The organism is Methylophaga sp. UBA1464 (assembly GCF_002325665.1).
Classification (GTDB): Bacteria; Pseudomonadota; Gammaproteobacteria; order Nitrosococcales; family Methylophagaceae; genus Methylophaga.
Genome location: NZ_DCSO01000114.1, coordinates 2,674 through 3,313, shown reverse-complemented (window position 1 = coordinate 3,313; position 640 = coordinate 2,674). Strand labels below are relative to the sequence as shown.

Annotated in this window: 1 protein-coding gene; it reads right to left on the bottom strand. The window is 42.8% G+C overall.

The features are described 5' to 3' along the window. A partial coding sequence (locus B3O33_RS15255) for a LysR family transcriptional regulator (protein ID WP_292363916.1) occupies nt 1-488 on the bottom strand: 488 nt, incomplete at its 3' end. Nucleotides 489-640 lie beyond the last annotated feature (152 nt).

Below are 640 nucleotides of genomic sequence, written 5' to 3'. Positions count from 1 at the left end.
CGACCTTCTGGCACCATTGCCATAATGACCAGATCATCAATATTCAGTTTTAATCGCTCCAAAGCCTGACTGCGATTAACGACTTCAATATGCAAATTGACCGTTGGAAACTCTTCGAGGAAGCTGCTGATCAAATGCGGCACAACAGTTTGCGATGAGCTCACAATACTCAGTCTTAAATCGCCCGAAAGGGCTTCACGTAATAAATTCAATTCACTTTGCAACTCGCTCATTTGACCAAACAGCTGGTCAATAAACGTGGCAACACGCTCACCCGCTTCGGTGCAATATAGCTGACGGCCAATATATTCAAACAACGGTTGTTCCAGTGCGTTTTCAAGATGGCGCATTTGCGAGCTGACAGCAGGCTGTGTCAGGCCTAGATGTTCCGCTGCTTTGCGATATCCCTTATGTTGATAGACCGCCTGAAATACCTGCATTTGTCTGAATGACAGGCGAGATAATAATTGTTGCAGGCTGAGTGCCATGGTTTTGCACCTGTAAATAGATTGATAAGTTATTACTTATCGATGAATTATATTTTATTGATTTTTGTTTATCATTAATTTGCTCTACGCTTAGCAAACAAATTTGGCCGAGGCTGAGCTATGTTGAAAAAAATTCTGATCGCCAACCGTGG